The sequence below is a fragment of the Acinetobacter sp. AM genome, assembly GCF_003105055.1.
Lineage (GTDB): Bacteria > Pseudomonadota > Gammaproteobacteria > Pseudomonadales > Moraxellaceae > Acinetobacter > Acinetobacter tibetensis.
The window spans coordinates 54,776-68,677 of record NZ_QETG01000010.1 but is presented as its reverse complement, the minus strand read 5'-3'; the positions used below and the strand labels follow the sequence as shown (position 1 = coordinate 68,677).

Genomic DNA, 13,902 nt, shown 5'->3' with positions numbered 1-13,902 from the left:
TTTAAAAATTTTAGAAACTGGTGCTTTAGATTTTTTCATTTAGAGGATTTTAATGATCCATTCGAGGCTACTGCATTGGGTCTAACAGAAAGTGATATTTCTCAAACTGTTCGTTTTAGAGCATGCCGTAATCGCTTATCAAGAAAATAGCTGTTCTTTCACTTACTCGTGCACCATTAAACCTGCTGATGTGGTCATATTATAGAAATAGTTAGAAGGGGGTAATTGGAATTAATACTGAAAAGCAGGTTTTGAACATGCTGAACAATATATTATTCCAGCGCATCGAGGAGAGATCATTTATGTAAATACAGCACCTAAATCTACAAATGAGATTAGTCATGAGGGTTTAATGGCAATAGGTGACTCATCAATTATGAATTGACAAAAATACGAAAGGTTTTTAAAGCATGCATTTTTATATAAGTCTTTATGTTGGGCTTATGAGGAAGAGGTGCGTATTGTTAAAAATATCAGCAGTGCAAATTTTACATATCACTATTCGAGTAAAAAAGAACAAATAATAGATGGTCAGGCTTGGAAGAGATTGCAATTAGAAACAAGACCAATCTATTTACATGAAATACCCAAAGAGGCTTTTGTTGAAGTCTATATAGGTGAAAATTGCTATAGGGATCAACGAAAGAAACAGCAGAATAGAACACAAAGACCTGTTGACTCAGTGGATAGCATTGACGTATTAAAAGCACATTGTCGATCCAGTAAGGCTGTTTTACATCGTGTTGATGTGGATATTGAAAGTTGGTCACTGAGAAAGCATGAAATAATATGATGGATAAATGGAGCTAATAATTCTCTTGATAATACTGCACGCTGAATGTTAAAACCCTGCAAAATAGGGTTTATTTTTCACAGGAAAAAGTTGTTCATTTGAGTTTTGTGCTGAATTAAATTCGTTCTTATGATTTGAAAGAGGAGGATTATAAAAGTGTATAAATAATGAAAATTACAAGTGATAGGTAAACAAATTGCATCTTTAAGCTGATGTTTAGCTTTTTATCTGATATTGGTAAAAATATCGAACATAGTATGTGTAAATTCAATGTTAAAAACTAACAAGTTGATTTGTAAGATTAATTAAATAATTGGTGATTTTGCTTTATTAGCATAAATATTGGAATTTGTGTAATTTATCTTTTTGTTGGTATATTTTGCATCTTAATTATTGTTTTTTATAAAAAATGTGATTTGATTCATAAAAATGAATTATTTTGTAAGTAATAGGTAAGTTGTTGTAATATTATGTAAATTTAAAAATAATATAAAATTTTTATTAATCATGAACTTATTTTTTCATATCAGAAAAATGAACTTTTAATTAAAAGTTTAATAAGAAAAACTAATATCACCATTTTTTTATATTTAACTGAAAAACAGCCATGTTAATTTGTATTGGGAATTAGGTTTAAAATAATAATATTCACGTGATTTAACACGATATAAGTTGCTCCTTTTGAAATTGAATATGATAACTATGCACTTACGAAAAAGGCTCAAGAATAACAAGTGATCCTATGTAAGTTGCTGTTTTTAAATAATGTATTTTTTAAAGAATAAAGAAACTGGGAGATAGGGCCATGAAATTACAAGTGAAAACTGCATTGGCAGCATTAATTTTAGGTATGTGTTCGACAGTAGTTTTAGCGGATGGTGAGGAGGCTGCAAAAGGTGGTGATGGTGGATATCATCATCCAGGTCGTGACGGATGTGGAACCAAATGTGATGGTAAAATTGATATTGAATTATTTGTTGAAAAACATTGTGATTTAGATGTCGATAAATCAAAAATCGTAATGCAAAAAAATCTTATTGGTGGTAAATGGAGTGGACAATCTGGTTTCGATGTCCGTGCAAATGCGCCATATAGCCTCAACATCACTAAACCATCTACCTTAGATAATGAAATAGATGCTTCGCAAAAAATTCCAGTGAATGTTGATACTAAACTTGGTTTATTTAATTACACTGGGGCAGTACTTCCTTATACCTCATCAACAAGAACATTTACAGTGAAAGCAGAAACTGTAAGTGCAGTGTCTGACATGGCACATTGGGGTACCTATAAAGGAACCTATAAAGTAGCGGTTGCATTCTAAATAAAAATAGGGAATAGTGGTGTATGTGCATAACATGCACCACTATAATAATTTTAAAAGGGAATAAATATGAGAAAAATAATTTTATTCTTAATTTTAAGTAGCTTAAGTAATTTTTTATTTGCGGGAATTAAGTTTACACCAGTACAACTTTATTTAGGTGATAAAAATAAGCAACAGAGAAGTACCACAGTCATTGTGGAAAGTTCTGATTTTGATCGTTCTAAAATTTTTGAGTTGTCTGCTGTGAAATGGAGCCAAAATGAAAAAGGAGAGGATGTCCTTGAAGAAGAAAAGAACATTTTATTCAATCCTAAGATTTTTGAGTTAAAACCTGAAAGTAAACAAATTGTTCGTGTTGGGTTTAGTCAACCCTTTACAGGGAATGAGCTAGATCGTGAAAAAACTTGGCGCGTTATTTTTAATGAAGTTACCCCAGTAGCAGATGATGAGGCAATAAATTTTCAGTTTAACTTTTCATTACCTTTATTTGTAGGTAAACAAGATAAAACTAATCTTGATGTAAAACTTAAAACGATAAATAATAATATGATGGTCGATATTCAAAATATTGCAAAATCACATGTACAAATTACAGATATTCGATTGGTAGATAGCCAGAACAAGGAATTGTTGCAGAAAAGCTTTAATCGATATTTACTTGTTGGACAAAAATATACATTTGATTTGGGTAATTTATCTAAGAAACCAAATGATAAAATAAAAGTGAAAATTAAAACTGATAAAGATGGAGATTTATTAGAATATTAAATCTCTGAGGGTGATTCTATGAAATGTTTTAGAGTTGTTCTTGTTTTTTTTAGTGCAGTCGGGATAGCGCAAGCAAATGTTGATTCATTAGCAGAAAGGGATGCAGGGGCACTAATTGTAAATGTTTGGTTAAATGGCGTAGATCGGAATATTGAAACAGTACTATTAGTCACTAAGGATGGTGAATATATAGAATGTAAAACATTAAACGAATTAGGTGTTGATCCTTCCAAATTTGTAAAGAACCATGGTCAAGATGGTTTCTGTTTAATGCATGGTTCCGATATAAAATTTCAAAAAGATGATGCACTTCAGGTAATTAAAATTGACTTACCTGCATCTTATTTTAAAGATAATAATTATGAGAGTATAGTTGTTACCCCAGCAAGAGCAAATTTTGGGGGGTTCATTAATTATGATTTCTTTTATTCTAAAGATGACTTTTCGAATGATTTTAATGCCTATTCAGAAATTGGGGTATTTAAAGATTACTGGTTATTCAATAATGCAATTTTATATAAAGATTCACCAGATGTAGGGGAAAAGCAGTTTTTACGTGTCAGTTCATTGTTTGAACTTGAATTTCCTGAAAAATATTTAAAATTAAGAATTGGGGATAATACGAGTGTCTATAACTCGTTAACAAATTCATTCCGATATGGTGGGATCAGTTTCGGTACAAACTATACAGATCGTCCAGATTTTGTATATTGGAATATGCCAACTTTACAAGGAAGTGCTGCATTACCATCAACCGTAGATTTATATATTAATGGCGTAAACTTATATAAACAGTCGATAACACCAGGTAATTATTCTTTACAAAGTGGAGCAACGATTGACCAAGCAGGTGAGGCGAGGGTTGTTGTACAAGATATTCTGGGAAATCAGACCGTACAGAGTTTCCCTATTTATATTAGTAGTCAATTACTGCGTGTGGGTTTAAATGAATACGATATTTCTTTAGGTAAGTTAAGATATAACTATGATGAAGATGATAGTGATTATCGTGATTTCTTTTCAAAAGTATTTTTCCGTCGAGGGGTTGCTGCAAGTACAACCTTGGGATTTGATGCAACTTACTCAAAAGATGTGAGTAATATAAGCTTTATGTGGACTCAAGGTGTAAGTAAGTTTGTTTTACTTGATACTGCATATGCCGTGAGTGATTATAATGGAGATATTGGGCATGCAGCTTCTGCTTCAGTGAGCAGAAATTTTGGAACTTGGTCTTTTGGTTTAAATAGTCATTATTATACTGAAAAGTTTCAACAGTTAGGTTTTGATGAATATGATTTTAATACTAAAATATCTAATCTGGCTTATATAAACTTCTCTAATCTCAGATTTGTTGATGGTTTTAATTTGAGTTATGTTGATAATAAAAACTATAAAGTTGATGGTTTTGAATCGGTTGATAGTAAAATTATAAATATGGGTGTTCAGAAACTATTAACTAAAAATTTGTATACAAGTTTAAATTATTTTAAAAATTTTGAAGATGGTGATGATAGTTTTAATATTGTCTTTAGTTACAATTGGGGTGATAGAGGGAATATTGATTTAGAGCATAGTACGGATAATGGTGAAACTGTATTAAGTTATTCTGAAAATAGCTTGTTGCAAAACGGTTTAGATTATTCGGTTGCTGTTTCTAATGTTGATAGTGAATTTAATTATCATGGTTATGGGTTGTATAAAACTAATATTGGTGATTTTAGAGCATCTTATGATGAATATACGAATAATAAGGTAACTCAAGCTCAATATCGTGGAGCAACAGTTCTTTTGGGTAATAAGCTCTCAGCAACAAAATATGTAGATAATGCTTTTTCCTTAGTTAATATTGATGGTATGAAAGATGTCGATGTATTAAGGTCATTGTCAGTTGTTGGTAAGACGAATGATAAAGGGTATCTTTTTGTACATGATATTATTCCTTATATTAATTATGATATTTCTTATGATCAAAATCAGTTGCCTTTGGATTATACCTTTGATCAGCCTGTACAGAAATTAAGTGCATTAAATCAAAGAGGTTATATTCTAGATTTCAAAGTTGCAAAAACCAAAAAATTTGTAGTTAATCTAAAAGATTCAAATAATAATAATTTTCCTGTTGGGGCAGTTGTAAAACTTAATGGTAATGAGGATGAAAGTTACTTTATTGATAGTAATGGTTTAGTTTATTTGTATCTTTCAAAACCAGTAAAATATGATCTAAAACTAGCAATGCAGGAGGGAAAAACTTGTAATACATCTTTCAGTATTTCGCAGACTCAAATTGATAATAGCAATGATGCACAAGTCATCAATTTAGTTTGTAAGTAATAGGAGGTTGGTATGAAACCAATTTTTTTAGCTTGCTTAATCTCTATGAGTTGTAGTGCTGCTTATGCAGCAGGATGTTCAGTCAGCGGTTTTTCTGCCCCTGAAATGAAATTAGCCAACTACTATCATAGTCAGACAGCCACATCTTTCAACGTTTCTTGTGATCGCAGTTATTCGATTTCATTCCGAAGTCAGAATTTATTAAATGCGAGTGGTTCAAGTTATGTATCGAATGGACCCTATAAAGTTAAAACCCAAATGAATATTCGAGGTGCAAGTGAAAATTTATGGGGGGTTCAAATGAGACAAAAAGCAGGAACTAATCAAAAGTATATAATTTCAGCCCAACTCGAAGAGAATCCTTTATATAGTGTTCCTGCAGGAGTTTATCGTGACCGAATCTATGTCAATGTGGATTTTTAATTTCGTTGTAAAGCCTTTAGGTTTTGTAAATGATCAACAAAAGGGAGGTCAATGTTATCTCCCTTTTGTATTTCACGGGAATGTCAAACAACAATCATCAAACTGTAAACAAAGACCTCTAAGCTAAAAGAAAATCAAGCAATAGGTGTTATATGTCTTACATATCCACTGCGAGCCTGTTAAAACAACAAGATTTTCCAGACAGTTTTAAGTTTTATTTTAAATTACACCAAAACAAAAACAGCAAAGAAGAAGTAAATGTTTTACATGATCTGGTTCGCCCACGGTTAAAAATCGCAATTGTCACAGAAACATGGCCACCAGAAGTGAATGGAGTGGCTTTGTCATTGATGCATCTATGTAGAGGGCTGCAAAAGCAGGGACACAAAATCTTGCTGATTCGTCCAAATCAAACCGTGCAAAGTGTGGAGTTTTCCCCAAATAAAGAATGTTTGGTCACTGCGCAAAGTATTCCTAAATACCCAAGTTTACAATTTGGTTGGCCTCAGTTTCTAAAAGTAGCAAATGCCTTAGACGAGTTTATGCCGAATGTTGTACATATTGTGACGGAAGGGCCATTGGGGCTTACAGCCTTGCATGCTGCTAAAAGTCGTAATATTCCTGTATCTAGTGGTTTTCATTCACCTTTTCAGGATTTCAGTCGTTTCTTTGATTTGGCTTTTTTGGTGAAACCGATACAGCATTATTTACGTTGGTTTCATAATAATACCCAACTGACCTGTGTTCCGAGTAAAGATACGCAAAATGCCTTAAAACAATTTGGAATTACTTGCCCGTTGGTTGTAGTTGGACGAGGGGTAGATACTCAACAATTTTCTCCCGTACATCGTTCTGAAGCATATCGGTGCACTTGGGGGGCGGACTGTCATACCACAGTGATGCTTTATGTGGGACGCTTGTCACCCGAAAAAGAAATCGATGTACTGATTCGTAACTATATATGTATGCTGCAACGTGGCGAAAAATATTATAAATTGGTGATTACGGGCGATGGACCTGACCGTCAACGCCTAGAGACTTTAGGCGAATCACATGGCGTGATCTTTACTGGAAGTTTAACTGGTAAGAATCTTGCAAGTGTTTATGCAAGTGCAGATGTCTTTGTATTTGCCAGCCAAGTAGAAACCTTTGGTAACGTTGTTTTAGAAGCAATGGCGAGTGGTTTGCCTGTTGTGGCATATAATTACGCATGTGCTCATGCACATATTGAACAGGGCAAAACAGGATGGCTGAGTCCATTAAATGATGTCAATGCATTTTCGAGACACATGCAGAATTTACCAAGACGACAACAACTGAATAGTATGGGACAAAGTGCTCGTCTGAATGTAATGGAAATGGGCTGGCATCATCCCGTGACTCAACTAGAACAAGCCCTATATCAGGTGGCAAAGGAAACCCGAATGATCGCGTAAGCAAAACAAAAGCTTGAGGAGAGGAATTATGAATTTTAAGAATGCAAAAATAAAAATACTCGATCTCGACTTAAAAGGTTGTTTATATCTGAACCATTTTTCCCATTCAGAGCGAGTGGCACTTTTTTTCAAACTGATTAGCCGATTAGGTGATGGTTTTTTCTGGTACATCATGTTGATGAGCCTTTGGATATTGCAAGGTTTGTCCTATAGCTTGCAAATGCTGTATTTGATTTTGGGTTCTTTATTGGGTACGGCCATTTATAAAATTCTCAAAACTAAAACGGTGCGCCCACGACCTTATCAGGTGCATCAAGTGATTCGTCTTTGTGAGCGTCCTTTGGATCATTTTAGTTTTCCATCAGGACATACTTTGCATGCAGTGATGGCGAGTGTGGTGATTGGTTATGTTCAGCCCATCTTATTGGTCTTAATGTTGCCTTTTACTGTGTTAGTGGCCTTGTCCCGTATGGTGCTAGGCTTACATTATCCAAGTGATGTTGCTGTTGGTGCTGTGATAGGTGCGAGTGTTGCCGCAGTGATTATTGCCTGTGCACCTATGTTTAGCATGGTCTTGTAGATTAAATCATACTGAGCAGTTTTTCAGACATGATGAAATTTGTTAAAGTAGCCGATTCATAGCATAAATTAGGAACAGTCATGGGGTTACGTTGGACAGATACCATGGATATCGCGATTGAATTATATGAAGCACATCCAGATGTGGACCCGCAATGGATTCGTTTTACCGACTTACACGCGTGGGTGTGTGCTTTGCCTGACTTTAGTGATGATCCAACGAAGTCGACTGAAGGTTTACTTGAAGCAATTCAAATGGCGTGGATTGACGAAGCCAGCTAATCCAGCATTTTTCTAGCGGCACATCGAAAAAATCCAGTTTTTTTACATTACAAAAGCTGATAACTGCACATTATTCGGTATAATGCGGCAAAATTTTCACGTCTAATTTGACTTAAGGAGCCAATCATGGCTATTGAACGTACTTTATCTATCGTAAAACCAGACGCAGTTGCTAAAAATCACATCGGTGACATCTTTGCTCGTTTTGAAAAAGCTGGTCTTCAAATCGTTGCAACTAAAATGAAACACTTGACTCAAACTGAAGCTGAAGGTTTCTACGCAGAACACAAAGAACGCGGTTTCTTTGCTGACTTAGTTGCGTTCATGACTTCTGGTCCAGTTGTTGTTTCAGTTCTTGAAGGCGAAAACGCAGTTCTTGCTCACCGCGAAATCCTTGGCGCAACTAACCCTAAAGAAGCTGCTCCAGGTACAATCCGCGCTGACTTCGCTGTAAGCATCGACGAAAATGCTGCTCACGGTTCTGACTCTGTAGCGTCTGCTGATCGTGAAGTTAACTACTTCTTCGCTCAAACTGAGATTGCTCCGCGTACTCGTTAATTCGCAGTATTCGAACCAGATAAGTGTTATACTGCTTATCTGGTTTTTTTTATTCTCTTAAAATTTATTTGCTTGAATATTGAGCAATATCTTTCTATCTTCGACATGGTTTAGGTAATTACACATGAGTACTGAAGTGGTCGTTTCATCTGCAACGTCTGATGAATCGCAACAATCTTTGTCCACTCCAACACAGCAACCTTCTGTGGAAAAAGTGAATTTACTGGGCATGTCACGTCTTGAACTGGAACAATTCTTTGAAGCTATGGGCGAAAAGAAATTCCGTGCAGGACAGGTGATGAAGTGGATCCATCAATATTTCGTGACTGATTTTGCTGAAATGACCAACATTTCAGGCAAGTTGCGTGAAAAATTAGAGCGCGTATGTGAAATTAAAGCGCCAGAAGTCGTACACCGTAATTATTCTAAAGATGGCACGCGTAAATGGGTATTCCGTGTAGGTGGTGGTGCTGGTTCATTGGTTGAAACCGTACTTATTCCTGCCGAAGATAAAACAGGTGCGCGTAAAACTTTGTGTATTTCTTCACAAGTGGGTTGTGCCCTAGATTGTTCATTCTGTTCTACGGGTAAGCAAGGTTTCCAACGTGATTTAACACCTGCGGAAATTATTGGCCAATTGTGGATGGCAAACTATTCCTATATGGAAGAAGTACCTGTTGCTGAGCGTGAACGTACCGTAACCAATGTAGTCATGATGGGAATGGGCGAACCATTACTCAATTATGATGCGGTCTTAAGCGCTATGCGATTGATGCTGGACGATTTTGCTTATGGTATGTCGAAACGTCGCGTGACCCTATCAACGTCAGGTGTCGTGCCAAAAATCGATCAGTTGGCACAAGATATTGATGTGGCTTTAGCGATTTCGCTACATGCCCCAAATGATGAATTGCGTAATGAATTGGTACCAATTAATAAGAAATATCCGTTGGATCAGTTGATTGCAGCATGTCAGCGCTATTTGGCGAAAGATGGTAATGAAAGTGCACGCCGTCATGTCACCATTGAATATGTGATGTTGGATGGGGTGAATGATCAACCTGAACATGCACAACAACTATTGAAATTGTTAAAGAATTTACCAAGTAAAATTAATTTAATTCCCTTTAATCCGTTTCCACACGCACCATACGGGCGCTCAAGTCGTAACCGTATTATTTCTTTCCAAAAAACTTTGTCTGATGCTGGATTTGTGTGTACGATTCGTCAGACACGTGGTGATGATATTGATGCTGCATGTGGACAGTTGGTGGGTCAGGTGGCCGACCGTACACGTCGCGCAGAGCAGTGGAAGAAAAAAGTGGCTGAGCGGAATGAGATTTTGCGCTCAAACGGATAATAAAGGGGCTATTAATTGAGTAAACCCACCTACAAATTTGCATGTATAACAATGTTTTGTCTTTCAGCGTCATTAGTGGGTTGTATTACGACAACGACTTCGTCAGCATCGGGGTTTAAAAAAGACCCCGAGAAAGCAGTAGAAGTGCGAACTCAATTGGCAGCGGAATATATTCGTAAAGGCGACCTAGATGCGGCAAAACGCGCGCTCGATCAAGCATTAGAAATGGAACCACGAGATTCCACAGCGAATATGATGATGGGCGTGTTGTTACAGCAAGAAGGTAGCCCTGCGAATATGGAAAAAGCGGAGACACATTTTAAACGTGCAATTTCCGCAGATCCTAAAAATGCGCAAGCTCGTAACAACTATGGTACGTATTTATACGTCGTAGAGCGTTATAATGAAGCGATTGAACAATTAGCAATTGCTGGTTCAACCTTAGGTTATGATCAGCGATTCAAGGCATTGGAGAATTTAGGACGTATTTACTTAAAGTTGGGTGATATAGCAAATGCTGAAAAATCATTCAAGCAAGCATTACAAGTGAATCCGAATTCTTATGTTTCAATGTTAGAGTTGTCGGAAATATTTTATTTAAGACAACAAATTCCTGCTGCGACACAGTTATATGAACAGTTTGTTCGTCTGGTTGGGCAGAAAAATCAGAGTGCGCGTGCATTATGGATTGGTATTCGTATTGCGCGAGCCAATGGCGATCAGATGGGTATGCAAGTGTTAGTCAACCAACTGCGTGCATTGTTCCCAGATAGCCAAGAATACACACGTTATTTGCAATTACAGTACAGTACTGAGGCCGTATGGAAGTAAATCCTAATTCACCGCAATCGAATGGTTCAAGCGTAGTACCTAATGGATTAGGAAATGTCCAGCGTCCTGGAGAATACTTACGCCAAAAACGTATTGCTCAAAAACGTGAATTAAGTCAAGTTGCTGCAGATTTAAAAATTCCTGTAAAAACTTTAACTGCATTAGAGCAAGATGAATATAAGTCTTTGCCAGAAGCGACCTTTATTAAAGGTTACTATCGCACTTATGCAAAATATTTAAATGTCGATGCAACCTCACTGATTCAACGTTTTGATGAAATCTATGCCAATGATACAGGGATGGTGCCTAATCATGCCTTGGATAATTCTCCAATCAAGATTATGGGCAGATTGCCAGGTTCAAACAGTGAGCGTAACCGTAAGTGGTTAAAGCGATCTGTCATTATAGTCATCATCTTAGTGATCTTGGCTGCAATTGTTGGCACGATTCAAAACTGGGGTTCATCGGGTACAAACTCAGAAAGCAGCGCGGTAGATGCAAATAAATCTGAAGTTGAAGTGTTGTCAATGGGTGGTGCGACCGCAGTTTCTGGTGATCAATTGGTCTTGAATTTTAACCGTCCGACCTCAGTTCATATTGTGGATTCGGCGGGCAAAGTTTTAGCCACAGGTCGTCAAGCCAATACGTTAACCTTAAGTGGTGAGGCGCCATTCCAAATCCGTTTGGATGATGCAGCCGCAGTGTCATTAAGTTTGAACAATGAGCAGATTTCATTGTCACCATATACGGTAAATGGGAAAGCAGAATTCCGTTTATCTCGTTAATGGTGCCAGAGTAAATAATCATGATTGTAAACCCGATTCAACGCCGTACTACCCGCAAAATTCGTGTGGGTTCTGTTTACGTCGGAGGTGATGCTCCGATCAGCATTCAAAGCATGACCAATACTGAAACGTGTGATGTCGAAGCAACTGTTGCCCAGATTCAACGCTGTGCAGATGCCGGTGCTGATATTATGCGTGTTTCTGTACCATCGATGGAAGCAGCCGAAGCCTTTGGTGAAATTCGTAAACGCGTACAAGTCCCTTTAGTGGCAGATATTCACTTCGATTATAAAATCGCATTGAAAGTGGCGGATATGGGCGCGGATTGTTTGCGTATTAATCCGGGTAATATTGGCTCGGAAGCGAAAATTCGTGAAGTGGTCGCTGCGGCGCGTCATCATGATATTTCTATGCGTATTGGCGTGAATGCGGGTTCTTTGGAAAAAGACATTCAAAAGAAATATGGTGAGCCGACAGGTCAAGCACTACTTGAATCGGCAATGCGTCATATTGATATCTTAGACCGTTTGAATTTCCATGAGTTTAAGGTTTCTGTGAAAGCATCGAATGTGTTTTTGACCATGGATGCTTACCGTTTGCTGTCTCAACAAATTGATAATCCATTACATTTAGGTGTTACCGAAGCCGGTATTTATCGTACAGGTTCAGTAAAATCGGCCATTGCATTGGGTGGATTGCTGATGGAAGGCATTGGTGACACCATGCGTATTTCATTGGCAGCAGAACCAGAAGAAGAAGTTAAAATTGGTTTTGATATTTTAAAATCACTCAGCCTTCGTTCAAATGGCATTAACTTTATTGCTTGCCCAAGCTGCTCACGCCAAGAATTTAACGTGATTTCAGTGATGCAAGCCTTAGAAGAGCGTTTGGAAGACATTCGTACCCCAATGGACGTATCGGTCATTGGTTGTAAAGTGAATGGACCAGGCGAAGCCAAAGAGGCTGATATTGGCGTGGTGGGGGCAAGTCCACGTTCGCTTGTGTATCGTAATGGCGAGAAAAGCCATCTGATTGATACCAACCAGTTAGTTGATGAAATCGAAACAATGGTTCGTCAACGTGTTCTAGAGCTTGAAGAAGCTAAATCTAAAGAGATCATTCGTAGTTCATCATGAGTTCAATTGTCGCAATCAAAGGTTTTAATGACACTCTTCCAACGCAAACACCTGCATGGAGACGTCTAGAGCAACATTTAGCATCGTTAATGGATGCCTATGGTTATCAACAAATCCGTTTGCCTATTGTTGAACAAACCAATTTGTTCAAACGTTCGATTGGTGATGCAACGGATATCGTTGAAAAAGAAATGTATACGTTCTTAGACAAAGGCAATCCACCTGAGTCTTTGACGCTGCGTCCTGAAGGAACAGCAGGCTGTGTACGTGCCATGCTTGAGCATAATTTGCTCCGTGGCGCGACCCCGCGCGTGTGGTATATCGGACCAATGTTCCGTTATGAAAAACCACAAAAAGGGCGTTATCGTCAGTTCCACCAGTTTGGTGTGGAAACCTTTGGTGTAGCGACTCCAGATATGGATGCTGAGCTGATTTTAATGACGGCACGTCTATGGAAACGCATGGGGGTGGCGGATAAAGTTCAACTTGAATTGAATACGTTAGGTGAGTCTGATGAGCGTGCCGCTTATCGAGCAGCTTTGGTTGAGTTTTTGGAATCGCATAAAAATGATTTAGATGAAGATTCACAGCGCCGTTTGACCACCAATCCGCTGCGTATCCTTGATTCTAAAGATGCAAAAACCCAAGCCATTTTAGAAAATGCACCGAAATTGCATGACTTTATGGGTGAAGAAACTTTACAGCACTTTGCAACTTTGCAGCAGTATTTAAGCGATGCAGGCGTTGAGTTTGTGATTAATCAGAAACTGGTTCGTGGTTTAGATTATTACAACAAAACGGTATTTGAATGGACCACCACTCATTTAGGCTCACAAGGTACCGTGTGTGCAGGTGGTCGCTATGACGGTTTGGTTGGACAGTTAAAAGGAAAGGCTGACCAGTCTGTACCTGCGGTTGGTTTTGCTATGGGGATGGAGCGTTTATTACTGTTGCTTGAGCAAGTTGAAGAAGTGGCTCCAATTCGTGATTGCGAGATTTTCTTGGTGGCAGATCCTGCTTCTCAAGGTAAGGCATTGGTATTGGCAGAACAATTCCGTAATCAGTTAGACGCTGCGCAAAGCTCATTGCGTTTAAAAGTCGGCTCACAAGGTTCAATGAAAAGCCAAATGAAAAAGGCAGATCAGTCAGGTGCTCTGTATGCCTTGATTTTGGGTGAGCGCGAGTGGGAAGCACAGCAGCTATTGGTCAAAACTTTGGCGACAGCAGAGCAGTGTGAAGTCGCAATAGCTGATGTCGTACCATTCTTCATCGAAAAATTTTCTTCAAAATAAG

Annotated in this window: 14 protein-coding genes; all 14 read left to right on the top strand. The window is 37.7% G+C overall.

What is annotated here, in order from left to right; genetic code table 11:
• The first annotated feature begins 454 nt into the window (after nt 1–454).
• The 14 genes from DCO44_RS16830 (at nt 455) to hisS (ending at nt 13,901) form a co-directional block, all read left to right on the top strand.
• Complete coding sequence (locus DCO44_RS16830; RefSeq protein WP_228157526.1) at nt 455–793, top strand: hypothetical protein; 339 nt, start codon at nt 455–457, stop codon at nt 791–793.
• 805 nt (nt 794–1,598) lie between these two features.
• Nucleotides 1,599–2,117, top strand: coding sequence for a hypothetical protein (locus DCO44_RS07220; protein ID WP_116760474.1), 519 nt, complete (start codon nt 1,599–1,601; stop codon nt 2,115–2,117).
• 69 nt (nt 2,118–2,186) lie between these two features.
• On the top strand, nt 2,187–2,888 hold the full coding sequence (locus DCO44_RS07215; protein ID WP_171304945.1) for a molecular chaperone: 702 nt from the start codon (nt 2,187–2,189) through the stop codon (nt 2,886–2,888).
• An 18-nt stretch (nt 2,889–2,906) separates the two neighbouring features.
• Nucleotides 2,907–5,219 (top strand): fimbria/pilus outer membrane usher protein, encoded by a 2,313-nt coding sequence (locus DCO44_RS07210; RefSeq protein ID WP_116760470.1) that lies wholly within the window; start codon nt 2,907–2,909, stop codon nt 5,217–5,219.
• A 12-nt stretch (nt 5,220–5,231) separates the two neighbouring features.
• The gene (locus tag DCO44_RS07205) at nt 5,232–5,642 is read left to right on the top strand and encodes a hypothetical protein (protein ID WP_116760468.1); all 411 of its coding nucleotides are present in this window, start codon (nt 5,232–5,234) and stop codon (nt 5,640–5,642) included.
• 152 nt (nt 5,643–5,794) lie between these two features.
• Nucleotides 5,795–7,078 (top strand): glycosyltransferase family 4 protein, encoded by a 1,284-nt coding sequence (locus DCO44_RS07200; RefSeq protein WP_116760466.1) that lies wholly within the window; start codon nt 5,795–5,797, stop codon nt 7,076–7,078.
• A gap of 28 nt (nt 7,079–7,106) precedes the next feature.
• Nucleotides 7,107–7,658: a phosphatase PAP2 family protein gene (locus DCO44_RS07195; protein WP_116760464.1), complete on the top strand. Its 552-nt coding sequence runs from the start codon at nt 7,107–7,109 to the stop codon at nt 7,656–7,658.
• A gap of 80 nt (nt 7,659–7,738) precedes the next feature.
• The gene (gene iscX / locus DCO44_RS07190; protein WP_116760462.1) at nt 7,739–7,939 is read left to right on the top strand and encodes a Fe-S cluster assembly protein IscX; all 201 of its coding nucleotides are present in this window, start codon (nt 7,739–7,741) and stop codon (nt 7,937–7,939) included.
• 126 nt (nt 7,940–8,065) lie between these two features.
• Complete coding sequence (gene ndk, locus DCO44_RS07185) at nt 8,066–8,497, top strand: nucleoside-diphosphate kinase (protein WP_004983508.1); 432 nt, start codon at nt 8,066–8,068, stop codon at nt 8,495–8,497.
• Nucleotides 8,498–8,621: 124 nt separating this feature from the next.
• Complete coding sequence (rlmN, locus tag DCO44_RS07180) at nt 8,622–9,857, top strand: 23S rRNA (adenine(2503)-C(2))-methyltransferase RlmN (protein WP_116760460.1); 1,236 nt, start codon at nt 8,622–8,624, stop codon at nt 9,855–9,857.
• A 15-nt stretch (nt 9,858–9,872) separates the two neighbouring features.
• A complete protein-coding gene (gene pilW / locus DCO44_RS07175; RefSeq protein ID WP_116760458.1) occupies nt 9,873–10,688 on the top strand; it encodes a type IV pilus biogenesis/stability protein PilW in 816 nt (271 codons plus the stop codon).
• Nucleotides 10,679–11,473 (top strand): helix-turn-helix domain-containing protein, encoded by a 795-nt coding sequence (locus DCO44_RS07170; RefSeq protein ID WP_116760456.1) that lies wholly within the window; start codon nt 10,679–10,681, stop codon nt 11,471–11,473. Before pilW ends, DCO44_RS07170 begins: the two co-directional genes overlap by 10 nt.
• A 20-nt stretch (nt 11,474–11,493) precedes the next feature.
• Nucleotides 11,494–12,609 carry a flavodoxin-dependent (E)-4-hydroxy-3-methylbut-2-enyl-diphosphate synthase gene (gene ispG, locus DCO44_RS07165; RefSeq protein ID WP_116760454.1) on the top strand — a complete coding sequence of 372 codons (1,116 nt, stop codon included), beginning with the start codon at nt 11,494–11,496 and terminating at the stop codon, nt 12,607–12,609.
• A complete protein-coding gene (gene hisS / locus DCO44_RS07160) occupies nt 12,606–13,901 on the top strand; it encodes a histidine--tRNA ligase (protein WP_116760452.1) in 1,296 nt (431 codons plus the stop codon). Before ispG ends, hisS begins: the two co-directional genes overlap by 4 nt.
• Nucleotide 13,902 lies beyond the last annotated feature (1 nt).